General features: G+C 46.3%; 23 protein-coding genes and 1 pseudogene. 7 read left to right on the forward strand and 17 right to left on the reverse strand.

Annotation, left to right across the window (positions count from 1 at the left end; translation table 11 throughout):
• The first annotated feature begins 76 nt into the window (after positions 1-76).
• Complete coding sequence (locus ACSU1N_RS00190; protein ID WP_440059615.1) at positions 77-1,573, forward strand: ABC transporter permease subunit; 1,497 nt, start codon at positions 77-79, stop codon at positions 1,571-1,573.
• Complete coding sequence (locus ACSU1N_RS00195) at positions 1,560-2,309, forward strand: ABC transporter ATP-binding protein (RefSeq protein ID WP_440059616.1); 750 nt, start codon at positions 1,560-1,562, stop codon at positions 2,307-2,309. The genes ACSU1N_RS00190 and ACSU1N_RS00195 overlap by 14 nt, the downstream gene beginning before the upstream one ends.
• A 1-nt stretch (position 2,310) precedes the next feature.
• Here the strand turns inward: ACSU1N_RS00195 and ACSU1N_RS00200 are convergent, their stop codons facing one another.
• The 4 genes and pseudogenes from ACSU1N_RS00200 to ACSU1N_RS00215 form a co-directional block, all read right to left on the reverse strand.
• The gene (locus tag ACSU1N_RS00200) at positions 2,311-3,246 is read right to left on the reverse strand and encodes an ABC transporter permease (RefSeq protein ID WP_440059617.1); all 936 of its coding nucleotides are present in this window, start codon (positions 3,244-3,246) and stop codon (positions 2,311-2,313) included.
• Between the two features lie 6 nt (positions 3,247-3,252).
• Positions 3,253-3,954 carry an ABC transporter permease gene (locus ACSU1N_RS00205; RefSeq protein WP_440060310.1) on the reverse strand — a complete coding sequence of 234 codons (702 nt, stop codon included), beginning with the start codon at positions 3,952-3,954 and terminating at the stop codon, positions 3,253-3,255.
• A gap of 45 nt (positions 3,955-3,999) precedes the next feature.
• Positions 4,000-4,224 (reverse strand): annotated as a pseudogene (locus ACSU1N_RS00210) (ABC transporter permease); the annotation flags it as partial.
• 6 nt (positions 4,225-4,230) lie between these two features.
• Positions 4,231-5,997, reverse strand: a complete 1,767-nt coding sequence (locus ACSU1N_RS00215) for an ABC transporter substrate-binding protein (protein ID WP_440059618.1) — start codon at positions 5,995-5,997, stop codon at positions 4,231-4,233.
• 336 nt (positions 5,998-6,333) lie between these two features.
• Here ACSU1N_RS00215 and ACSU1N_RS00220 point away from each other — a divergent pair, with 336 nt between their 5' ends.
• The 3 genes from ACSU1N_RS00220 to ACSU1N_RS00230 are packed head-to-tail and all read left to right on the forward strand — an operon-like array spanning position 6,334 to position 7,749.
• The gene (locus ACSU1N_RS00220) at positions 6,334-7,020 is read left to right on the forward strand and encodes an ACT domain-containing protein (protein WP_440059619.1); all 687 of its coding nucleotides are present in this window, start codon (positions 6,334-6,336) and stop codon (positions 7,018-7,020) included.
• A 31-nt stretch (positions 7,021-7,051) separates the two neighbouring features.
• Entirely contained in the window at positions 7,052-7,285 is a 234-nt protein-coding gene (locus ACSU1N_RS00225; RefSeq protein ID WP_440059620.1) for a MoaD/ThiS family protein, read from the forward strand.
• A gap of 2 nt (positions 7,286-7,287) precedes the next feature.
• On the forward strand, positions 7,288-7,749 hold the full coding sequence (locus ACSU1N_RS00230) for a molybdenum cofactor biosynthesis protein MoaE (protein WP_440059621.1): 462 nt from the start codon (positions 7,288-7,290) through the stop codon (positions 7,747-7,749).
• Here the strand turns inward: ACSU1N_RS00230 and moaC are convergent.
• The 12 genes from moaC to ACSU1N_RS00290 all read right to left on the reverse strand — a co-directional run bounded on the left by moaC (position 7,730) and on the right by ACSU1N_RS00290 (position 17,756).
• Positions 7,730-8,173 (reverse strand): cyclic pyranopterin monophosphate synthase MoaC, encoded by a 444-nt coding sequence (moaC, locus tag ACSU1N_RS00235; protein WP_440059622.1) that lies wholly within the window; start codon positions 8,171-8,173, stop codon positions 7,730-7,732. The genes ACSU1N_RS00230 and moaC overlap by 20 nt on opposite strands.
• Positions 8,160-9,092, reverse strand: a complete 933-nt coding sequence (gene moaA, locus ACSU1N_RS00240; protein WP_440059623.1) for a GTP 3',8-cyclase MoaA — start codon at positions 9,090-9,092, stop codon at positions 8,160-8,162. The genes moaC and moaA overlap by 14 nt, the downstream gene beginning before the upstream one ends.
• A gap of 17 nt (positions 9,093-9,109) precedes the next feature.
• The gene (locus ACSU1N_RS00245) at positions 9,110-10,240 is read right to left on the reverse strand and encodes an NAD(P)/FAD-dependent oxidoreductase (protein WP_440059624.1); all 1,131 of its coding nucleotides are present in this window, start codon (positions 10,238-10,240) and stop codon (positions 9,110-9,112) included.
• Complete coding sequence (locus tag ACSU1N_RS00250; RefSeq protein ID WP_440059625.1) at positions 10,230-10,514, reverse strand: (2Fe-2S)-binding protein; 285 nt, start codon at positions 10,512-10,514, stop codon at positions 10,230-10,232. Before ACSU1N_RS00250 ends, ACSU1N_RS00245 begins: the two co-directional genes overlap by 11 nt.
• Positions 10,501-10,995 (reverse strand): 4Fe-4S binding protein, encoded by a 495-nt coding sequence (locus tag ACSU1N_RS00255; protein ID WP_440059626.1) that lies wholly within the window; start codon positions 10,993-10,995, stop codon positions 10,501-10,503. Before ACSU1N_RS00255 ends, ACSU1N_RS00250 begins: the two co-directional genes overlap by 14 nt.
• Positions 10,992-12,452: an FAD-dependent oxidoreductase gene (locus ACSU1N_RS00260; protein ID WP_440059627.1), complete on the reverse strand. Its 1,461-nt coding sequence runs from the start codon at positions 12,450-12,452 to the stop codon at positions 10,992-10,994. Before ACSU1N_RS00260 ends, ACSU1N_RS00255 begins: the two co-directional genes overlap by 4 nt.
• Positions 12,453-12,558: 106 nt before the next feature.
• Entirely contained in the window at positions 12,559-13,974 is a 1,416-nt protein-coding gene (gene cysS, locus ACSU1N_RS00265) for a cysteine--tRNA ligase (protein ID WP_440059628.1), read from the reverse strand.
• Positions 13,974-14,711: a purine-nucleoside phosphorylase gene (locus ACSU1N_RS00270; protein ID WP_440059629.1), complete on the reverse strand. Its 738-nt coding sequence runs from the start codon at positions 14,709-14,711 to the stop codon at positions 13,974-13,976. The genes cysS and ACSU1N_RS00270 overlap by 1 nt, the downstream gene beginning before the upstream one ends.
• A complete protein-coding gene (locus ACSU1N_RS00275) occupies positions 14,708-15,289 on the reverse strand; it encodes a hypothetical protein (RefSeq protein ID WP_440059630.1) in 582 nt (193 codons plus the stop codon). The genes ACSU1N_RS00270 and ACSU1N_RS00275 overlap by 4 nt, the downstream gene beginning before the upstream one ends.
• A gap of 110 nt (positions 15,290-15,399) precedes the next feature.
• A complete protein-coding gene (locus ACSU1N_RS00280) occupies positions 15,400-15,993 on the reverse strand; it encodes a hypothetical protein (protein ID WP_440059631.1) in 594 nt (197 codons plus the stop codon).
• The gene (locus ACSU1N_RS00285; RefSeq protein ID WP_440059632.1) at positions 15,962-17,092 is read right to left on the reverse strand and encodes a signal peptidase I; all 1,131 of its coding nucleotides are present in this window, start codon (positions 17,090-17,092) and stop codon (positions 15,962-15,964) included. Before ACSU1N_RS00285 ends, ACSU1N_RS00280 begins: the two co-directional genes overlap by 32 nt.
• A gap of 64 nt (positions 17,093-17,156) precedes the next feature.
• Positions 17,157-17,756 carry a hypothetical protein gene (locus tag ACSU1N_RS00290; RefSeq protein ID WP_440059633.1) on the reverse strand — a complete coding sequence of 200 codons (600 nt, stop codon included), beginning with the start codon at positions 17,754-17,756 and terminating at the stop codon, positions 17,157-17,159.
• 170 nt (positions 17,757-17,926) lie between these two features.
• Here ACSU1N_RS00290 and ACSU1N_RS00295 point away from each other — a divergent pair, with 170 nt between their 5' ends.
• Both ACSU1N_RS00295 and ACSU1N_RS00300 read left to right on the forward strand, forming a co-directional pair.
• The gene (locus ACSU1N_RS00295) at positions 17,927-19,033 is read left to right on the forward strand and encodes a glycosyltransferase family 2 protein (protein ID WP_440059634.1); all 1,107 of its coding nucleotides are present in this window, start codon (positions 17,927-17,929) and stop codon (positions 19,031-19,033) included.
• A 35-nt stretch (positions 19,034-19,068) separates the two neighbouring features.
• Entirely contained in the window at positions 19,069-20,214 is a 1,146-nt protein-coding gene (locus ACSU1N_RS00300) for an iron-containing alcohol dehydrogenase (RefSeq protein ID WP_440059635.1), read from the forward strand.
• Positions 20,215-20,246: 32 nt separating this feature from the next.
• On the opposite strand, the gene ACSU1N_RS00305 is transcribed toward ACSU1N_RS00300, so the two are convergent.
• On the reverse strand, positions 20,247-21,698 hold the full coding sequence (locus ACSU1N_RS00305) for an elongator complex protein 3 (protein WP_440059636.1): 1,452 nt from the start codon (positions 21,696-21,698) through the stop codon (positions 20,247-20,249).
• Positions 21,699-21,749 lie beyond the last annotated feature (51 nt).

Genomic DNA, 21,749 nt, shown 5'->3' on the forward strand with positions numbered 1-21,749 from the left:
CCCTTATAAACACCTCGATGACTATATTTAGTATACGAGAACCTAATAAACTTAACAACATGGTAAGGAGGATAGCTTGCTTGTAGAATTAGCTGCTGCAACACTTCTAAGCCTGTACAGGATGTTTACTGCTTACATAATATCATTATTCATAGCCCTCTTCACCGGTATAGCTATGGCTAGAAACAAATACGTTGAAGCAATTCTACTCCCTGTGCTAGACATACTCCAGTCGATCCCTATACTAGGCTTTTTCCCGTTATTCCTAGTAATCTTCATCGGTCTCCTCGGCCCATCTATTGGAGGAGAAGTCAGCGCGATACTACTTATTGTTACAAGCCTTGTCTGGAACATGATATTCGGGGTCTACGCTTCTATTAAATCCCTAGACCCTTCGTTTCTAACTATGAGTAAAATATACAAACTCCCTCTACCCTTAAGGCTCTCCCTAATATATATTCCGGCTGCTAGGCCATCGATACTCTCAAATAGCATTATATCCTGGGCTGGGGGATGGTTTTTCCTAACTAGTGCCGAAGTGATCTCGATGGGGTCGCAGACGTATAAGCTAATAGGCTTAGGCAGTTTCATTCTAGACGCATCAGACCGGGGGGATCTAGCTTCCTTAACCGCCGGTGTAATAGTTCTAATACTTGTTATAATAGTATCGTACCTGCTAGTATGGAATCCTTCTGTCATCAAGTATACTGAAGTAAATATCCTCCCCGCTGTTTCAACATTCTATAACCTCATCGAAAGAATTATCGCAATCATCTGGAGATACATTGTTTGGGGTTCGCTGAAAATCTGGCTCGCCGCTAGGAAACCCTCTTTCATTTTACTACCAGTTATGATCCTGTTATACTCCCCGGCTATCAAAATTTCTCCGCTAGCAATATACGGTTTCAGCCAGATCCTTGGCAGAGGTTTGATATATCTGAATTATTTCATATCTAATGTATGGATAACGCTACTGAGAGTATACCTCGTACTCGGAGTCTCCGCCCTAGTAACCATACCGTTAGCATACTCGTCTAGTAGGAGTAGGAAGACGGGTTACATAGCATGCATAGCCGGCGAACTCTTATCCTCGATACCAGCGATAGTGTGGTGGCCGCTGCTACTGCCGCTAGCTTTTAGAACACCGTGGCTAGTGATGTTCTTTGTATATATACAGGGATCTTTGTGGTATATCTACTTTAATGTCATGATTTTCGGGCTCCAATACGTTAAGAAAGACCTCTTCGAACTAGCCGATATATACGGTGTGAGAGGCTTTATTTTCTTCAAGTCGATATTCCTACCGGCCATACTACCATCTCTTGCCACAGGCTTGCTATCAGCTTCAGGCGGCGCATGGAATGCTTCGATCGCAGCCGAGTATATTTTCATCGGGAACAGGATTATAGATCTCGGCGGGGTAGGCAGCGTTATAGATAAGCTAGCAAACCAGGGTGATGCCACCGGGGTCTTATGGACGGCTATATACATGAGCCTGATTATTGTAGCAATCAATAAAATCGTTTGGTCAAGACTATTCAAAAGGGTTGGTTCAAGGTATGTCGTCGAATAAGATAATTCTAAGGATTAGAGGACTTGTAAAAAAATATAAGCTACCGGGACGGGAACTAGTAGTATTAAACGGGATAGATCTCGATGTAGGAGAAGAATTCGTAAGTATCCTGGGCCCAAGCGGCTGTGGTAAATCCACTCTTCTCAAGATTATCGCTGGAGTCGAGAAACCAGATGGGGGAGCAGTAGAATTCTATATCTCTAATACTCCACGCATAGGCTTTGTATTCCAATCACCGACTCTACTGCCCTGGATGACTGTCAGAGGCAATGTTATGCTACCTCTGATAGCTAAAGGTGTTAGAGAAGAAGAGGCTAGGGAGAGAGCTAGGAGAGCGCTTACGCTAGTGGGACTTGCTGAGTTCGAAGACTTCTACCCCCACGAGCTTAGCGGGGGTATGAAGCAAAGGGTTAATATAGCGAGAGCCCTTGCTGTAGAGCCAGATATCCTACTGCTAGACGAGCCTTTCTCAAACCTAGACCCTCTCACGGCAGAATCCCTGAGGAGTGAGGTAGTCGACCTATGGCTTTCTAATGTCCTACCGATTAAAGCAATTATCATGGTAACACATAATGTCGAAGAAGCTGTCCTAATGTCTGATAAAGTAGTAATATTATCACCTAGGCCTGCCAGGGTTATCAGAGAGGTCAGAATAGACCTACCTAGGCCGCGCTCGAGGAAAATGGTTGAAGTACAAAAGCTTGTAGACGAGGTATACGAGTACGTAAGCCAATAAATTAGGTATGTTGCGAAGTCTTGATCCTAGGGTTGAAAATCTCCTCTAAGCCTATACCTAGCAGCATGAAGCCTAGGACTAGGACTAAAAGCATTATTCCCGGAGGCAGGAAGTACCACCAGTATCCTGCTGTGAAACTACCCGAAGTATACGCGAAGTGGAGTATAGTACCCCAGCTTATATCGTTTAGATTCCCCACCCCGAGGAATACGAGTGCCGCGTGAGCGAATATAGCGTTAGCGACCGAGAGCATTGAGTTAGCGAATACTACTGGCGCTATAATAGGGAATATATGCCTATACATTACAAGCCTATCCCCGGCGCCAATTGCTTTAGAAGCTTCGACGAAAGGCCATTCTTTAATCGATAAAACCATGCTCCTAACTACTCTAGCTACAGGACTCCAGCTTAAGAGTCCTATGACGAGTATAATATTCAATAGGCTTGAACCAAGTAGAGATCCTATTACTATCATTAACATTACAGGGGGTACTATTAGGAGGAAGTCTGTTACCCTCATTAATAACTCGTCTATCCAACCACCGTAATATCCTCCGACCAATCCTACTAGAGTTCCTACAGCGACAGTTATAATAGTAGCGAATAATCCTACGATTAGAGAAGTCCATATTGCATACAGGTTCTCGGATAACAGGTCTCTCCCAGCATCGTCTGTACCAAAGGGGTGGTTGAGGCTTGGTGGTTGCAGAATACTATTGATATCTGTCTCATATGGGTTATACGGTGATATGTAGGGTGCTAGGATAGCTAGAGCGAGATAAATTAATATAATAACCGTCCCAGCAAGAGCTTTCTTATTACCGTAGATCTGTGTTATCAAATCATGTGTCTTAACGATACTAGGGAGAGAAACGGCACCTGCTAATACGCTACTAGATAGCCTTCTACTAGCTTGAGCTCTACCTGAGCCGGGCACTCTCCCTCACCTGTATTTAACCCTCGGATCGAGGAGTCCGTACAGGATGTCGGCGAGGAAGTTAGCTATTAGGACACTAATAGTTATTACTAGGAAGCCTGCCTGGAGCATAGGGTAATCTCTATTAGAAATAGCATCGAATATAAGCCGGCCGACGCCAGGCCAGTTGAAAACAGTCTCTGTTAGAACAGAACCCGTGACAGCAGTACCCAGGCTAATAGCTGTAAGACTAACTGTCGGTAAGAGCACGTTTGGGAGCGCGTGCCTGCTAATAATCCTCCAATCGTTTAACCCTTTCGCTACAGCCGTCCTAATATAGTCTTCGTTCAATACGTCGATCATAGCGCCTCTAACTATGAGGGTAAAGCCCCCGTACGATACTAGTGTAAGGGTTACTAAAGGCAGTACCATATGGGAAGCCAAATCGCCTAGGTAGGATATGATACCGTCATGTGATACGCCGTAATTGAACATGCCTGTCACAGGTAGCCTCCAGTAGTTTACAGATAGGAATATGAGTATGCCACCGAGCCAGAATGTTGGCAGAGAGTAGAATCCTAGTGAGACAGCTGAGACAGCTGAATCTACAAGGCCTCCTCTCTTCCATGCAGCAACCACTCCTGTAACAATACCTAGTATTATAGATAGTATAGTAGCTGGGACTACTAGTATGAGCGAGTTAATTATCCTGCCTAGAAGAATCTCCATTACAGGCCTCTTATACTCGAAGGAAATACCCCATTCCCCATTAAATAGATTCCACAGGTAGATAAAGAACTGTTCCCATAAAGGTTTGTCTAAACCAAATTTGTGATAGAGGTACTGGATCTGTTCCGGCGTAAGACGCGGGTCTCTAAATAGGAGCATTATAGGGTCTCCGGGTAAAAGCCTGAATATTATGAAATTAACAAGTGTTATAATAAATAGAGAGGTTACGAGTGAAAAAATCTTTCTTAGAATAAAGCTTCTATAAGCCAAAAAATCTCACCTCTTACCCTTTTTCCACGACATGAAGTAGTAGCCAGCTCCTAAAGCTATAGCTACGATTACTACGACTATGGCTATTATCTTATAGTCTATCAAGCTAGTTACAGGGCTTGTAGTAGATACCGTGGGAGACTGAGCGCTCTGGACTGGCTGGACGTTTAGGAAGGTTCTCCAATCGCTCCCACCGAAAGGTCCAGAAGGCCACGAGTAGTCAAATCCTGTAAACGCTTTGCTATGCGCTTGGACAGCCCATACTTCACATAGAGGTATATATGGAAGGTCTCTGTGAAGCATTTCTTGCAGTTTATACGCTATGCTTTTAATCTCGTCCATAGTTGGAGCCTGGTATATCATTTCAAATGTCTTATCGTACTCTGGATTACTGTAGCCTGAATCCGAGACCCCTGTAAGCTTCATGTTGGATAAGAACACGTTCAGGAATAATACGTCGTTGGGTGCTACGAACCAGTCCCATATGTCAGCGTCTTGCCCTAGTACGATAGTATTATTTACTTTCTTCCATATAATAGCCGACATACTACCAGTGTCCATAGGCTGGACATTCGTTTTAACACCGATCTGGTTCCACCACTGCGATATCACTTGTCCAGCTTTAATCGCTTCAGGCATGTTACTAGGAACTAGGATGTTAATCTCTAGCTTTACCCCGCTAGGCGAGACTCTTACGCCATCCGGCCCAACTTTATAGCCAGCGTCATCCAGCATTTTAGCGGCTAGTGTTAGATTGAAATCGTATGGTTTGAGATCGGGGTCTGCGAATATATTACTAGATGGTAGCACGGTACCCATTGGAAAGCCTGCTCCAGGCCACGCGATACCACAAACGTAGGATACGTTGATAGCATGTGCTAGTGCCTGCCTTACAACGAGGTCTCTTAAAGCCGGGTTGCCTGTGCCATTAGGGTCTACGTTGAAAGCTAGGTAGAAGTACATTGTTGGCGGGGATTTAAACAAGTAGAGGTTGGGGTTGTTCTCAACAGTCTGAATCAGTGTTGAAGCAATATAAGGGCCTACCGCATCAATATCCCCGGCTAGCAGAGCGTTTGTAGCAGAAGTCGTATCGCTGTAGAATTTAACAATAATCCTATCGACCTTAGGCAGCCAACTCGGGTAGTAGAAAGCTGGGTTCGGCTCTAATACAGCATACTGTCCTTCTTTAAACTCCACGATCTTTAGCGGGCCGCTTCCGACCGGTGGGTTGTCCGGGTAAGTCGATGGATCGCTTACATTCGCCCATATGTGTTTAGGTACAATAGGTATGTTTATTGCCGCTTCGAGCATGAAGAGAGTCGGGCTTGTTACTACGAAATCGATAGTGTAATTATCGACCACCTTGATATCTTTAACCATAGCCACATACGGGTTGAGACTGCTCCAGCTCTGGTTAGCAAGATAGTAGCTGTAGGCTACATCCTCTGCTGTAACAGGATAGCCGTCTGTAAAAGTAGCGTTCTTAACCAGATGGAATCTAATCGTATTATTTCCTAGGACCTCCCAGCTCTCGGCAAGGTCGGGTACGAACCCTGTATAATTCTGTGTAGGCCTGACAAGCCTACTGTAAACGTCTAGCGTAAGCCATACAGATATCGTAGCATAGGTCGTAAAAGGATTGAAAGTATCGAATGATGTACCGCCCCACCCGACCCTAAACACGGTCTGAGACTGGGCTATTACTGGATTAGTATTCCCTATCACTGTCGATAATAGCATTCCTAGAGCTAGTATATACGTTAACCTCCTCATTTATACCACCATCGGGCATCACCATATCCTCCGGTACAGGTATATAAAATAACATGTCGATCTAGATACATACCTACATGAGAATGCTACAATTGTAACAATAAGGCTCTACAAGTTTTCCTTTGAAGCTTGCTATTCGGGAGAATTACATATTTTATTACAGAAACATTTACCCATAGCATACTCATATTGTTGAACCACGGTTAATCTAGAATGCCTATTGATGGGATTTATTACAAGGTAGAGACTTAAGTATCCACTCGTAAAAATAACGTTTATTAAACAAATTCAGGAGATATCACATTAATGTAACAATTGTAACAGGTTGTTCGAGTCTTGGCAACGAGTAGTAGGGAGACGAGTATCTCAAAGATAGTGGAAAAAATCGTGGAGAACGACCCTATTCTGAGAGAGTGCATCGCTTCAGGCATAGTTAACTATTCTAGTATCGCGAGGATGATCAAACCTATCGTAGATAGAGAGGTGGGATCCGATGTTTCAGTCCAGAGTATAAAGGTTGCTCTAATACGTCTAGCTAGCAGAATCAACCCTCTTGATACTACGAGAATCGAGAAGATACTAGCAGATACGAGTATAGAGGTTAAAACCAAGGTTTCGATAATAACCTATGACTCGACACTTTACAAAGACGTTATTAGATTATCCAGCGGTATTAACAGCGCTAGGTTCCTATCTATTGTAACAGGAATTACAAATGTAACAGTGATCATTAGCGAAGAACAGGTGAAGACTTTCCTCGATAATATACAAGCTAAACCACTACTCTACCTAGATAATCTTACAGCACTTGTCCTCGTGAGCCCGGTTGAGAATATATACACACCTGGTTTCATAGCATATGTTACAACAGTACTCGCGCAGGCTGGTATAAATATAATCCAGGTGACATCGAGCTATAGCGAGACTGTTATAATTGTGTCAAGCGAGGATACTTTGAAAGCTTTTACACTACTAAACGAGCTAATAGCTAGGGCGAGAAAGAAGTTATATGTGGTTAAGTAAGTAGATGAGATTACAGGCCTGGTGTAAAGCTGTGAGAATATATATCAGAGCATATGGCTTGTTAAGCGACTATATTAAAGAAGGCTACTACGTTTTCGAGGACGAGAAATCGGTAAACGAGATATTGAAGTCGCTTATACCGGAGGGGGTATTAGAGAAATACACTATCACGGTCTTAGTCAATGATAAAATAGTAGGATTAGAAGATAGGGTTAGGGATGGCGATATTCTAATACTACTGCCCCCGTCTTCGGGAGGAGTCTGAGTATGTATATTGAGGCAAAACTCGCTGATAAGAATCTATTAGAATTATTGCCCGAAGCCTTAGACAATATTCGTAGGCTAGCAGCTGATAGAGAGCTCGGAGGGATAGAGATATTCATAGGTGTTGTAAAAGGCGTAGTAAACGGTTCGAGGGTTATCAAATTAGTCTATACCGCCTACACTAGGCTGGCAGAAGAGAGGCTTAAGAAGATCGCTGAGGAGGAGGCATTGAAGCATAGACTACACGCAGCTGTGATAATACATAGAATCGGCGAGGTAAAGCCTGGCGAAGCGACAGTGGTAATACTAGCCGCAGGTAAGAGCAGGGAGGATGTAAACAAGGCTACTAAGTCTATGATAGACCGGGTTAAGAGAGAAGCCCCTATCTACAAGCTCGAGGTGAGAGAAGACGGGGAGTACTGGGTTCTAGGGGATGAGACGAGGGTTAGGCGTGTAAGCTCTTGACCTTGCTTACGACTCTAATATTCTCAATCCATGTCTCAGGGTATTGCCCGGATTCGTCTTTTTCATATTTCTTAACCATATCCCATATGTTCAACAAGCCTACGACAACACCTGTTAAAGCCTCCATTTCGACACCGGTCTGGGCGATCGTCTTCACTCTTACAACCAGCTTAATCCTATCCTCGCCTAGAAACTCAAATCCTATGTCGACATGTGTAATAGGGATAGGGTGGCAGAGTGGTAGGAGCTCGCTCGTCTTTTTCACAGCGAGGGCTACCGCCGCCTTCGTGACTTCGATAACATCTCCTTTCTCGACACTCCTATCCCTAATCCTCTGTATAGTCTCTGGCCTGAGCCTTATCACCCCCTCTGCTACAGCCTCCCGGTAAACAGCTTTCTTCGCAGTTATATCAACCATTGACATGCGGATACCCCCTCCCTGGTTTGAAATAAGGCTCTCTGAGACTATTAGCTTTCTTAAATGCTTCAACCAGCCCGTTGAAATCCCTGTTTAGAATATACGGTCTAGCATCGACGAGGTTATCGTTTCTAAACAAGCACGTTTTTATCTTGCCATCTGGTGTGAAACGTATCCTAGAGCATTTAGCACATAGCTCGGGATTGCAGAAGCCTTTGACAACTTGGACCCTCACACCGTTGTCTAAATAGTATATCGGCCTGCTCTGGAATTCTCTAATCTCGACCTTCAAAACCCTACTCTTCAATAAAGCCTCTAGCCTCTCAACTCCTACGTGGAGCTCTTTGTACAAACCGTTATCCAACCCCAGCGGAATTAACTCTATTAGATTAACATCGATACCCTTCCTCGAAGCAAACTCTATTATATCCATTAGCTCGTCTTTATTCCACGATAATACTACGAAATCGATCTTCAACCTAATCCCGTAGCTTAGTGCCGCGTCTATCCCCTTCAATACTCTCCCCAGGTCTCCACCAGTTATTCTTCTGAAAACTTCTTCCCTGAGGGAGTGTAGGCTTACATTAATATGGTCTACGCCGGCTTCCGCCAAGCCCTTAGCATACTTTTCCAAAAGACTCCCATTAGTTGTGATCGAGACGCTTAATCCATTAGACCTGATCTCTCTAACAATTTCTACAATATCCCGCCTTACAAGTGGTTCGCCGCCCGTAAGCTTGGCATCTGATATCTCCAAGTATTTCGATACTTTAGCGACAAAACCCCAGTCCTCCGGGCTTAATTCCTGCTCGGCCTTGTAGTCTATCAAGCCCTCCCGGTGGCAGAAGACACATCTATAATTGCATTTTTCTGTAACACTTATCCTAAGGCTTGTCAGAGGCCTGCCGAATCTATCTACTAGCATTAAAAACCACTTTCAATTCAACCGAATACCGCAATCTCCTTTATAAGCTCTCCCCGCCTAAACCTGCCAGGGCTCAGGTTCTCGAACTCGGGTAGCGTAGGCCTACCCGTAGTAATATACGATGCTAGAGCCTCACCTACAGCAGGCGACATCATGAAACCGTGTCCGCTGAATCCAGCCGCTATATACAATCCATCGAATCCTTCTACAGGGCCCACGATAGGGTGGTGGTCTGGCGTCATATCGTAGTATCCTGTCCAATACCTTAGTACATGGACTTCTCTCAACCACGGGAAGTAGGATGTCCATACCTTGGCAGCCTTTCGAAGGAATTCCTGCCGGCATCGGGCTTCTCTATCGTATTCTTCTGGTATATCGGCCCCGATATAGAAGTTCCCGTTGAATAATTGGACTATGTATGAAGAAGACGCCCAGTCTATTACTAGGGGTTTTAACACCTGTCTGAAAGCCTCTGTGACAAGAGCGTGTTTAGGCAGGTTCCTAATAGGTAGTTCTACGCCAATAGTCCTAGCCAGGTCCCTACTTCCTTCGCCTGCCGAGATAAGTAGCTTCTCCGATTCGAAGACCCCCTTAGTAGTATAAACCCGATAGGTGCCGTTACCGTAGGCTATCCTGAGGGCTCTAACCCCTTTCTCTACTCTGACACCCCTCTTCTTAAGGTAGACTAAGGTATTGACAACCGCGTCGAAACAGCTTGCTTTACCGGCAAGAGGGTCGTATACTCCTGCTTTTATATTTTCTATATTAATCGTAGGAGCAAGCTCCCTCACCTCCTCGGGGGTGATCACTTTAGTTGGTACTCCGAGCTCGTTCTGGAATCTAACGATCTTCTCGAATGCTTCAACATCCTTCTCCCTGCTTAGTAGCCAGAGGTATCCGTCCCTCGAATACTTGATACCCAACTCACTGGATAGTTTAGGCCATAATTCTATAGACCTAAGCATTACTTTAATATGCTCTCTACTAGTAAAACTCGCCCTAATACCGGTAGCGCACCTGAAGCTCCCGCCTGCACCAGGGTATTTCTCTTCGAGTATCAATATTTTGTCTACGCCTCTATCGACAAGGTATTTAGCTGTGAAGAGGCCTGTTACACCGGCCCCGATAATGATTACTTCATAAGCCATCCCTACTCTCACCCAAGAAATATTTGAGCTTGACCGGTACTATAGGAGGCCTGCTTACAGGTATCCTTATATCGCTAATCTTCAAGCCTTTCTTCCTGGCTAGGATAGAGGCTGCGATCAGTAGGCAATGCGACCCCTGGCATGGGCCCATGCCAATCCTCAGCTTCCTCTTTAACAGCTCTAGATCATCCATCCCCTCATCGATAGCTTTCTCGATATCGTACAATGTTACATCCTCGCACCTGCAGACTATTACCTTCCTAGGGTCGAGCATGCTCTTTCACCACCCTGATACCCCTTACGTTAGCCCACTGGTCTCTAGGAGCCTTCACGGTGACAACCCATGTCGAGTCATAGTTCCAAACCTTGACGATCTCGCCTAAGCCGATTTCACGTCCCTCTCTGTCAAGCAGGATAACCCTGTCTCCCTTGGAAGGAGCTGGGAGGAACTCGTATGGGAGTGTAATAAGGGAATGGTCTTTTTTAATACCGATAACGAAGATAGCCTGTCCCGGGCATTTAGCAACGCAGACACCGCAGCCAATGCATTTATCTACTATGAGCCTCGGCTTAGAATAGAGTTTTTCTTTAACGATAGCTCTGAACGGGCATGCCGAGACACAGATGTTGCAGGGTATTTCCTCGGGGCATTCGATAATTGCTAGAGGCTTCTTCTCTAGGATCTCCTCGCCAGGCATCAAGCCCAAGCTCTTCAACTCCTCCGGGGTAATAACCCCTGTCTTCTTGAAGTTCACAACCTCCCCCTCCTCAATTCCTCCATTTCCCCCTCGCTCACTGTTACCGCGATCTTCCCCCTCCTAGCTTTTTCAACCACCGGGCTCAACCTATAGATATTCCACAAGTAGTGAATGATCTCGGGCCTACGCCCCCTCCCCAACCCTTCTCTCTCGAGTATTGACTCGGCAGCGAGCTCTCCCTCGAGGAATGCTGTAGTAGCTTCCTCAATCCCTGATATGTCTCCAGCAATGTATACGTTAGGTATACTAGTCTCCATGCTCCAGGTTCTAATAGGTGTTAAACCGCCTAACTCTGGAACATACTTCATAACAGCACCCATCTGGCTTAGGAGGGAATAATTCGGTTGGAGGCCTACGGCTAGGAGCACAAGGTCTACATTATATTCTTCTTCAGTACCGGGGATGGGGTCTAGATTCTTATCGACCTGCATTGAGACAGCTTTCTCGACAACCTCTTTCCCCTCAACCCTTACAATCGTCCTACTAGTCTTGATCGGTACCCCGTACCTCCTAATCTTAGCAGCGTGAACGAACCAGCCTCCTATCTCATCCTTTATCTCTAGTAGAGCCTCGACTCTGACGCCGGCTTGTAGCAACTGGTATGCTACTATAAGGCCTACATTACCGCTACCGACTATAAGTGCTCTATCCCCGGGTCTAATACCGTACTCATTCATAAGTGTCTGGGCTCCTCCAGCACCCATTACACCTGGGAGGTCGTTGTTTTCGAATAAAGCGTTTCTCTCGCTAGCTCCTGCCGCAATAATTACGTATTTAGATTTGATCAGGTAGTGCCTCATATCACCTCTCAGTGAAACAGCTCCGAGAACGCCTTCTGAGAAAAACCCGTAGACCCTGGTGTTGAGAAGAGTTCTTATATTCTCATTAGATAATACCTGGGATGAAAGCTTCTCCGCGATCTTAAACCCTCTCTCGCCACCGTATGCTGTTGTATCACCGAAGAATCTATGCGTTTGTTTAACGAGCTGACCCCCCAGCTTGAAGTGTTCTTCGACGAGTACGACTTTTAAACCGGCATCTGCCAGGGTCAGAGAGGCTTTAAGCCCAGCCGGCCCACTACCTACTACTGTTACATCAGCTTCTATTTCTTCTTCAACGACCTCAGAGTCTATACTACCACTCGGTATTTCGGGCAACCCGTTCTGTGTTTCTACTACTATACCGTCTCTAACCGGCTCAACACATAACCGCGTATTAGGCACGCCGTTAACCCTAGCTAGGCAACTACTGCATTTCCCGACCATGCAGAAAGCACCCCGAGGCCTCCCAGTCTTACTATACGAGAAAACCCTGTAGCCCAACGCGTAGAGGCTTGCTAGAATACTTTCGCCCTCGTAGCCGTATACTTCGGCGTTATTGAAATAAAACCTAACCAGCCTCCCCCTCCTGAATTTCAGGATGGGGTGCTCATATATCCTGTGGTCCACAGGCATTAAAACACCCTAGTGGCTTCCAGCGGTTTTAGACACCTGCAGAATCATCTGAATACTCTTTATGCATATAAAAAATATAAAGGTAAAAACAGAATTTACACAGCTACTAAACCTCTCTCTTCCTCACCCAAGTAGTCTCCAACCCTTTATCCTGAAGTACGATCCCTAGCTTCATCAACTCGCTTCTAATCCTGTCGGCTAGATCATACATTTTCATACTCCTAAGCTCTCTCCTGACATCTACAATGACTCTGATTAGCGAATCAACCTCCTCGCTCCCAGTACTCTCTTCCTCGACTAATGCTAGTACTGTATTGAATTCTGTGAAAACCCTCTTAGCCTGGGATACGAGCAGGTGTACTGGCCTACTAGCTAGATCCCTGTTTACGAAAGATATGAAATCGTTTATCACAGAGAACATCTCGGGAGTGTTGAAATCGTTGGATAAAGCGGTGTGGAATCTTTCCCTGGCTTCTAGTATGTACCTGAGCATTCTAAGGTCTTCGTCCCTCACGTAGTGGAGGTCTACAGACTCCTTCTCTAATTTACCCAGTAGCTGCCATGTTGATGCAAACCTCTCGGTGAACCTCTTGGCTTGCTCTAATGATTCCTCCGTGAAGTAGAGGGGTCTACGGTAGTGGGACATTAGGTACCATGCTCTTAGAGCAATACCCCATTTAGCAAAGGCTTCTCTCAGAGGTACTATATTCCCAAGGCTCTTACTCATTTTATCCTGGCCGACCATGACTAGCCCTGTGTGCATCCATATGCTGACCCATCTCCCGCCGAAGTAGGCTTCGCTCTGGGCTCTCTCGTTCTCGTGGTGGGGGAAGATCAGGTCTGTACCCCCACCGTGGATATCGAACCTGCTGCCCAGGTACCTGGAGCTCATAACACTACACTCTATATGCCACCCAGGCCTACCCCTACCCCACGGGCTCTCCCAGTATGGTTCACCCGGTTTACTAGCCTTCCACAAGGCGAAATCGTAGGGGTTTTTCTTCTCTTTAACAAACTCCTGCTCCTGGCTCCACATTTCTCTAGAAGTCCTACCCGATAGCCTGCCGTAGTCCTCGTACTTGTCTACGTCGAAGTATACGCTACCGCTAGGTGCTACATACGCATACCCTTTGTCTATGAGGACTTGGATAAACTCTATGATCTCTTTAATATGGTCTGTAACCCTTGGGTGGTGGTCTATTCTCACCCTGAGATTCTTTAACGCCTCTAGGTAATCCCTCGTATACTCTTCTGCGATCTCCCTCCAATTCCTTCCCTCGCTACGGGCCCTATTAATGATCTTATCATCTATATCGGTTATGTTCATAACATGTACTACGTTAAACCCTCTTAGAGACAGGTATCTCTTGAAAGCATCGTAGACTACGTACGTCCTCCCATGCCCTATGTGCGTGTAATCGTATACTGTAGGGCCGCAGACATACATTTTAACAGTGTTCTCCTCAACAGGCTTGAGTACCTCGAGCTGCTTACTCAACGTGTTGTAGAGCTTTACCTCCATTACACGCCTTCCCCTAGTTCGGCAAAAACCTCTAGAACCGCTCGGGCGACTTTTAGGAATATATCGGCGAGCTCCCTGGTGCCGAGGAATATCTTTTCTTCAGCAGGCAGTACATCGCTTACTACTAGTACTGCAGCAGTCTCCCAGCCCCTAGCCCAGCCTAGGGAGAATAATCCAGCACACTCCATCTCTACTGCTACAAAGCCTAGGTGACTCATCCTCTCGGCGAACGAAGGGTCTTCAGCATAGAATGCATCACTGCTGTACACAGGCCCTAGCCTGAACCCTACCCCGTGCCTCCAAAGAGACTCTATGATCCTAGCTGTTAGTACAGGATGGGGGCTCGTAGACCCGCATACACCCGGCATATACTGTCCCAGCCCGCAACCGCCCTGGGTGTAGCCTGCCCCTGTTGCTACTACTACCTCGCCTATCTTCATATCCTTCCTAAGGCCTCCTGTAGTACCGATCCTTACAATCCTCCTAGCTCCTAGCATCCCTAATTCTTCGAAAACTATCATAGCAGAAGGGCAGCCGATACCATGTGTCGCAATAGTTACAGGAACCCCTTTATACAAGCCTGTTACAGTTTTCAAACCCCTGTTCTCGTTTACAACCCTAGGCTTCTCGAGGAGTTGCGCTAATAGGTCTACTCGCCCAGGGTCTCCGACGGCGATCACGTTGCGGGCTATATCCCCAGGCTTTGCTTTAATATGGGGGAGTTCTCTGAAACTCATCTACGAGACCTCTTCTTCCTCCCCGTTTTCCTACGTCTAGCCCTGGTTTTAACCTTCTTAGACCTCTTCCTCCTCTTCTTCCTAGCCTTCTTCTCGCCCACCCTGACTCTTTCAAGTAGCAGCTCATGGGGGAATATAATCCTGGACAGCTCGCTTGTCTCGACGAGGATCAAGTCGTAGTCTAGTTGCTTGTTAAACGATAGTGTAGAGTCGTATACTATGCTAGTAGAATCAGGTTTGAACTCGTGGACTACGACAGGGTTCTCACCGGATACCTTAATGAATTTAATAGACCTCAAGTAGCCTGGGACAGGAATAAGCACTGTCTCAACGCCTTCGACACCACCCTCCCCTATAACGACTTTACTACCCGGTGCCTCTACTTCGACAAACCTATAGCTATTTGCCTCAGGCGGGTTCGTAGATAGAGTGTTACCAGCTAGGGCGATGAGAGAGTCTATATTATTATCTACCTCAGCCTCCCTCCAGGACTCGCTTAACTCGTAGAGTAGAACCGATATTACTCCATCGCTTGAAACACGCGGTTTGAAATCGATTAGTTTCAAAATTGCTTTCATCCGACCCCTCCACACCCTAAAGAGCAGGGCTTTCAGTTGTAAACCTCCGTTACTAGGATAGGTTAACAGCGTAATACCTATTTATCTCTTGTTAAAAACTACAGTCTATTCTAACCCGCCTGTCTACGGTAGTAGGCGTAAAGGCCTATACTACTCGAGAGTAGAGCAGTCGAGCTCAAGAGTAGGTGGAGGAAGGTGTTTAGGAGTAGACTTGTATAAGGTAGGCTTACTAAATCCGAGGAGCCGAGTATTACTAGTCCTGCTGAAGAAGTATAGTCTAGGCTTACCACCAGGGATTTCAAAGCCGTAGCGAAAAGGTGGTTGTATACGCCTAGGAATATAGCCGAAGTCACAACCCCTGCGAGACCCCCGGCGAAACAGACCCGTAGCTGGAGTACGTACTCCTCCCCCTCCCTTAGCGCTACAAAGAGATTGGCCCCGGCAACGGTTTCGAATATAGCGTAGAAAACCATGGGGATTGCTAGGTAGCGGGTTCTCTCCAGCTCGTAGACGGATAGGGTTGCGTTATAGTATACGATCCTATAATACGAGAACGCGACAAGCCCGTTTAACACCCCTTTAACCAAGTAGATTGGTAGTATCAGAACTGCTAGTAGGAGGATACCGTATACTATACTCGATACTGCGGCAAGGTAGTAGAGTATCCTCAGCCTAGCCGGCTCCCTGCTGGAAACACCCTTCAACCTTAGCCACCCATACCTGTCTCTCGGAGCCGTACGTATAAGTTACAGAGACGTAGGCGTAGGAGTATGGACGGCATAAACTGAGAGTATAGTTTTCGAGGGGGCCTATGGTGACTACTATATATGTTGTCGAAGCATTCACAATATGCTTTAAACCAATAAATGTCTCGTTGACCTCTGTAATATTGACCTCCACATCCTTCAGCGAGAACGGGAGAGGATTCGATACTATGAGGGTATGACCTATTATTGAAACAGTAGGCATTCTATAAGTGTAGTTTATAGGGTAGTAGCCTTTCAACACTCCTTTATCGAGCCTGGCGGTAATATTCAGGTAGAACATGTTCACCCCTTGCTCGAATAGTTTCTCGTAGACTCCTAACGGGACCCATACCATGATACTATTACCGTCCACGATACTGTAGTCGCACGGCAGCTCCCCGAGCCCGGGGGCTGTTACAACACAGGATGATACTCCGAGGATTGATAGGTTCTCTGTCGAGTAGGTCAGCGTTACAACCCTGTAGTCTCTGGAGACAGAGTATTTCACCAACTGTATCACAGGGACTGCTATAACCGTTCTATAAGGCGGTATCCTCACTACGTATACTGCTGTGTAAACCACGTAGACGGCTACTATAAGGATGAATAGTAAGGCCTCTAGGTTCAGGGGCTCTAGGATCCTCTTTATATCATGTACCGGTATGAAAATAGCTGTGACTATTATGAGGAGGGCTGGAAGCCATATCTGCAGGGGGATTGAGGCTACAACCCTGTATCTAACGAGTGATATGGGTATAGGAGGGTCTGGCGCCGGATTGTAGTCCCCCTTTGTAACAACCACTCCCTCTCCTACTTCGATAACCCTATGTATTATACAGTTAGCCCAGCTATAGCAGTATATTACCACATCCCCTCTACTAAACCCCGCTAGGCTTGTTGAAACAGCTAGGACGAGGTCGCCTGGTTTGAGAGAAGGATACATGGAATAGCCTGATACGATACTGGCAGCAACCGGAAAGAAGCCTGAGCGGATGGCTGTAAACGAGGCTGCTAGTAAAACCAGGAAGACTGCGAAAACTATATCCCGGAACCTCAAAACAAGCCCTCCAGCAAACACTATTTATATTGAAGGATTGAATGAGGGAAAAAATATTACGGGTTTACGGCGGTGTCTCGCTACTAGGGCTGTAGACTAGTAGCAGGTTCACTGTGAAGGATGATGGTAGCTGGTATCCCTCGGGTATGTAGACGTAGATATCTAACTCAACAATCTGACCAGCACTCAGCGATATAGTTGTCTGGCCGGTTGTCGTCAGATCCAAGCTAGCTAAATAGGTTCCGGTTGATGGAACTGGTTGCGGGTATCCTGTAAGGAATCTGGAAGCATCCTTGTTATAGATGTATAGTAAGAGCTTTGAACCTGTAGGCAGCCCGGTCGCCGGAGAATACACTTTCAGGGTGACGTAGTAAGCTTGATTGTCTATATTCTTGATCAATGTGATGTTCTTATAATAGGTTACCTGGTAAGTCGGGTGTATTGTTACATTTAGGCTAGTCGCGTTTTGACCTAGACTTACTGCGATTGTATTCCCATAGCCTAGGTCGGGCTTGTTAGCGTTAGAGCCATAGTCGAATACGACTTTGGGGGCTACCGGTGACACTGTGATAGAAGCCGGGTAGTAGACGAATACGCTAGCGAATACTATGCTAGTGAATACTGCAATCGCTACTAGTGCCGCAATCCTCTTGCTTATCTCCATTCCCGCCACCTTATTGTTATTTGCAAAATCATTTGTTTTTAATCAGATGGGAAAAACGCTTTTAAACCTTACTGCTATAGGATAGCATCTTGTTCCATACCATGTCAGCTACGTAGTAAGTTTTTATTTTGGGAATCCATTAGATAAACTCAATGATTTATGTGGTTGGGATGCCTGACCTGGTAGGCGATACGATTAGCATTGTTGAAGGGCTGGCTATAGCCTACATGGCTATTCTCGCAGTAGGTCTAACAGGCTACATCCTATACAAGCCTAGGAGGGGCGTTTCGAGAGCGGGGAATGTTGAGATAGTAGTCGTCTCTAAAGCAGACCACAGGGTTAGGAAGAGCCTTTTCGAAACACTCAGGTACCATGCTAAGAGGTTTGGATCCATCACGCTTGTAGTAGACGAGGAATCCCCTCTTATCGACGAGATCCGTAGGATCAGGCATGTAAACCTGGTTATAGTGCCCAGAGACTATAGGAGGGATCTAGTCGGCAAGGGTAGGGCTCTCAACTATTTCGTAGAGAAATACGTAGACCCGGAGAAATGGTATGTGTTCATAGACGACGATAATATTATAGTAGACGATAGCTTTTTATACGAGATACCTTTCTACGAGTCGAAGAATATACTCGTAGGCAACGGGATCCTAGTCCCTAGGATGGGTAGGAGTAAGCTAGCTTATATCATGGACTGGGTCAGGTACCTTGACGATATAACCCTCTACAGGTTTTTCACAGGGCTGCTAGGGAGACCCCTCCTAGGCCTCCACGGCGAGCTCTTGATCGTTAAAGGAAGGGTTTTGAAAGAAGTAGGGTTCAGCTATAGGAGTATTACAGAAGACTTCAGGTTCTCGATCGAGCTTGTTAAAAGAGGCTATAGGACATGGCAGAGTAGTACCAGGGTTCTCATAAAGAGCCCTAATAGCATCCTAGACCTTGTGAAGCAGCGGGGCAGGTGGTTTAAAGGCGTTGTATCAGACGTTAGATTCAGCCCTCTGCCTATGAAGCTAATCGTCGGCTTCAGGGCTTTCTTCTGGAGCCTTGTGTTTACAGCCTCTTGGATAATGCTACCAGCTGTCCTAGCCGCAGGCGTCATATGGTTTATCCTCCCCGCCAGCCTATACTATGCTACAGCGTATATTTACGGCACGTACAAATCTGGAGACCCGGTCTTCGTCTTCACTATACCGGTCTTTGGGCTGATAGAAGCTTCCGCAAGAATATACGGTCTGCTAGCGGTAAAAGACTTTATCGTCATAGATAAAAATTAAAACCTGTTAAAAAACGATAATATACAGGTGGATAAATGAAGCCTTTCAGACTCAAACACGAGGATGTAATACTATACTTCGGCGAAGGATCCCTGGAGAAAGCCTCCTGGTTTTTCAACGGTTTGAAGAAGGTTGGCGTCATAACCGGGAAGCAGTCGGCTAGAGTATCAGGCGCTTTAGACGACCTTACTAAGATCATGAGCGAGAAGGGTATTGAACCAGTATTCTACAACGAGGTCTCGCCAAACCCCTTCCTAAGCCAGGCTCTGAAAGCCAGCGAACAATTCTGGCGTGAGAGCGTAGACGCTATTATCGCGATCGGCGGTGGTAGCGTTATCGACGTTGCTAAAGTAGTCTCAGTACTTACTGTCTCAGGGTGTAAATTCGAGTCCCTGCTACAGGGAGTTAAGCCTAAGAGAAGGCTCCCGCTACTAGCTATCAACCTAACCCACGGGACTGGCACTGAAGTAGATAGGTACGCTGTCGTTACAGTAGATGAAACAAGGGAGAAGCATGGGCTTAGCGTAACCTACCCTGATGTAAGCATCGATGACCCCAGATATACTCTCACGCTCAGCCTCGAGCAAACGATCTACACTAGCCTAGACGCTTTCTACCACGCCTACGAATCTGCTACATCGACAGTATCGTTCCCGCTAGTGGAAACACTATCGTTCGAAGCTATAACTATCATAGGAGAGAAACTACCTAAGCTAGTCGGGAATCTCAGGGATGTAAACCTGAGGGCGAGCATGCTGTATGCTAGTATGCTAGCCGGGCTCTCTATAGACATGGCTTCGACACACCTAGTCCACGGAATAGAGCATGTGTTAAGCGGTCTGGAGCCTAGGCTACCCCATGGAGCAGGTCTCGCAATGCTAGGCCCCCGCGTAGTATACTATACTCATAAAGCTATGCCGGAAGTATCGGCTAGACTACTAAAGCCTCTGAACCCGTATATTAAGCCTATTGCCGAAGACGCTGAGAGAGCTATGAAGAGCGTCCAGGTATTCCAGGAGAGGGTTGGGTTTAAACAGAGGCTGGGAGACTATGGGTTTACGGAGAACGATATCCCTAGGATTACAGAATTCCTGTTTACGAGACTGAAGTATATGATTGAAGAGACCCCCTTCCAGGTAACAGAGGATATTGTTAGAGACGTATTGAAATCCGCTTTCTAATCATTATTTTTACGCCTGCAACCCTCCTCGGGTTAGCCCAGGTACTTCCACATATACGGGCTGTCCGGAGGCCTGTAGTAGCCTAGCCTCCTGTAATACTCTCTCGCACCTACACCGCTTAGCACTAGTATCTTCCTACAGCCGTATTTTTCTCTAGCAATCCTCTCGGCTTCTTCTAGTAGAGCCCTACCCCATCCTCTATGCTGCCACCACAAGCCCCGGCCGCCTACTGGTGTCTCCGGGCCGTAGACATGGAGTTCTCTAATAATAGCGGTCTTCGAATCAACCTCCCATCTATGGGCTTTTCCACTAGGTATCCTGAGCCTGAGCAACCCTATTAGAATATCCTGTGATACGTCTTCTACCGCTAGGAATTCTTCTACACCACCACCTGCCTCGTATGTCAGCCTAGTTATCCTAGTATACTCGGGCCTGGGAACCTTACCGAATTTATACCATTGGAAGCCTACTTCTCTAAATCTTATCTCTCTTATAGGAATCCCTTTCTCAATAGCTCTATCCTCTACAAGCTCCCTGAGATTAGCCAGCTTCGTACCGGCTGCGACTTCGTCCGCGGGTATATCCCTCCTAATCCTCATTACCCTAACATATTTAGGGATATACCTGTACATTTCGCTAATTAGTTCTATGGCTTCCTCATCTGTTAGAGGCTTGTACTCCCCCTTCTTCCACATATTGTATAATTCGGTTCCCTCTACTACCTCGGTGGGATAGATTTTGAGCATATCTGGCCTGTAATCAGGGTTCTCGAAGATCTCTCTAACTATCTCGATATCCCTGTCCGGGTCGCTTCCAGGGAGGTTTAGCATAATATGGTATACTATTTTGAAGCCAGCGTCTCTGAGTATCCTAGTTGACTCTATAGAGTCCCTGACGCTATGGCCTCTCCTAACTTTAACCAACACATCGTCGTAAATGCTCTGCACCCCTAGCTCGACCCTGGTCGCGCCGTAATACAGCATTTCGTCCGCATGCTTCTCCCTACCCCAGTCAGGCCTTGTCTCGATAGTCAAACCGACAGCCCTGAGGTCGGCGTTCTCGTTCTTCAAGATAGCCTCTTCTAGGTTAACCCTTCTAGGAGGGTCTTCTAGCGGGAACCTGTTAAGGGCCTCGTAAATCATCCCGATAAACCACTTTTTGTAAGCATCAGGCGCGGCGAGGAATGTCCCTCCCATTACTATAACTTCTATCTTGCTAGGCCTATGACCTAGCGCGAGATACTGTTTTATCCTTTCATGAACCTGCTTGTAGGGGTGGAAGTTATTCCTCCTAGCCCTCCTGAGAGCGGGCTCGTTACCGAAATAGCTCTTGGGAGCGTTGAAAGAAGGCCCGCCCGGACAGTATATACAGCTACCGGGGCAGGGTAACGGATGGGTCATGACAGCGACTATTGTAACCCCACTCATAAGCCTGCTAGGCTTCCTAACCTCTAGAATTCTAGCGGACCCCTGCTGCTCCTGCATTACTACCCTACCTTATTTAAAGATATGGTTCAACCTCTATTAAGCAGGTAG

The organism is Thermogladius sp. 4427co (genome assembly GCF_051933805.1).
GTDB lineage: Archaea > Thermoproteota > Thermoprotei_A > Sulfolobales > Desulfurococcaceae > Thermogladius.

What these genes read in the sequence shown, in the direction of transcription:
- ACSU1N_RS00300 (WP_440059635.1), top strand. Translation starts at nt 19,069, where the DNA reads ATGAAGCCTTTCAGACTCAAACACGAGGATGTAATACTATACTTCGGC.
- ACSU1N_RS00195 (WP_440059616.1), top strand. Translation starts at nt 1,560, where the DNA reads ATGTCGTCGAATAAGATAATTCTAAGGATTAGAGGACTTGTAAAAAAA.
- ACSU1N_RS00230 (WP_440059621.1), top strand. Translation starts at nt 7,288, where the DNA reads ATGTATATTGAGGCAAAACTCGCTGATAAGAATCTATTAGAATTATTG.
- ACSU1N_RS00295 (WP_440059634.1), top strand. Translation starts at nt 17,927, where the DNA reads ATGCCTGACCTGGTAGGCGATACGATTAGCATTGTTGAAGGGCTGGCT.
- moaA (WP_440059623.1), bottom strand. Translation starts at nt 9,092, where the DNA reads ATGCTAGTAGATAGATTCGGCAGGCCTCTGACAAGCCTTAGGATAAGT.
- ACSU1N_RS00305 (WP_440059636.1), bottom strand. Translation starts at nt 21,698, where the DNA reads ATGCAGGAGCAGCAGGGGTCCGCTAGAATTCTAGAGGTTAGGAAGCCT.
- moaC (WP_440059622.1), bottom strand. Translation starts at nt 8,173, where the DNA reads ATGTCAATGGTTGATATAACTGCGAAGAAAGCTGTTTACCGGGAGGCT.
- ACSU1N_RS00260 (WP_440059627.1), bottom strand. Translation starts at nt 12,452, where the DNA reads ATGCCTGTGGACCACAGGATATATGAGCACCCCATCCTGAAATTCAGG.
- cysS (WP_440059628.1), bottom strand. Translation starts at nt 13,974, where the DNA reads ATGGAGGTAAAGCTCTACAACACGTTGAGTAAGCAGCTCGAGGTACTC.
- ACSU1N_RS00275 (WP_440059630.1), bottom strand. Translation starts at nt 15,289, where the DNA reads ATGAAAGCAATTTTGAAACTAATCGATTTCAAACCGCGTGTTTCAAGC.
- ACSU1N_RS00245 (WP_440059624.1), bottom strand. Translation starts at nt 10,240, where the DNA reads ATGGCTTATGAAGTAATCATTATCGGGGCCGGTGTAACAGGCCTCTTC.
- ACSU1N_RS00290 (WP_440059633.1), bottom strand. Translation starts at nt 17,756, where the DNA reads ATGGAGATAAGCAAGAGGATTGCGGCACTAGTAGCGATTGCAGTATTC.
- ACSU1N_RS00215 (WP_440059618.1), bottom strand. Translation starts at nt 5,997, where the DNA reads ATGAGGAGGTTAACGTATATACTAGCTCTAGGAATGCTATTATCGACA.
- ACSU1N_RS00205 (WP_440060310.1), bottom strand. Translation starts at nt 3,954, where the DNA reads ATGGAGATTCTTCTAGGCAGGATAATTAACTCGCTCATACTAGTAGTC.
- ACSU1N_RS00270 (WP_440059629.1), bottom strand. Translation starts at nt 14,711, where the DNA reads ATGAGTTTCAGAGAACTCCCCCATATTAAAGCAAAGCCTGGGGATATA.
- ACSU1N_RS00250 (WP_440059625.1), bottom strand. Translation starts at nt 10,514, where the DNA reads ATGCTCGACCCTAGGAAGGTAATAGTCTGCAGGTGCGAGGATGTAACA.